Here is a 451-nt window from a genome sequence, read left to right on the forward strand (position 1 = left end):
GCCCAGCAGCCCGGCCCGTATGGCCAGCCCGGTCCCTACGGCCAGCCGCAGCAGCCGGGACCGTACGGTCAGCAGCCCCCGTACGGCTACGCGCAGCCGACCGTGCCGATGCAGGCGCAGGCCGGACAGCAGGGCGGCGGGCGGAAGATCAACGCCCAGGTCGCCATCATCGTGTCGGCCGTCGTCGCGATCGCGCTGTTCGTCGGCGCCGGCGTCTGGTACTCGTCCTCGTCCGGGAAGGACGACGACAAGCAGACCACCGCCGTGGGTGGCGACACCAAGGGCGGGATGGGCGACGGCAAGGAGGGCGGCGGCTCCGGCGACGGAGGCGCCACCACCGGCGAGGCCAAGGAGAAGGCGCCGGCCTCCACCGGGTCCAAGGTGCTGTTCCAGGTGCCCTCGCCCAAGGTGCCCAAGGGCACCACGAGCATCCCCATCTCCGGTTCCTGGC

1 pseudogene is annotated in these 451 nt (G+C 72.7%); it reads left to right on the top strand.

The features are described 5' to 3' along the window. Positions 1-451, top strand: a pseudogene (locus tag LPA54_RS38635) (hypothetical protein); the annotation flags it as partial.

The organism is Streptomyces sp. DH12 (assembly GCF_020873895.1).
Taxonomy (GTDB): Bacteria; Actinomycetota; Actinomycetes; order Streptomycetales; family Streptomycetaceae; genus Streptomyces.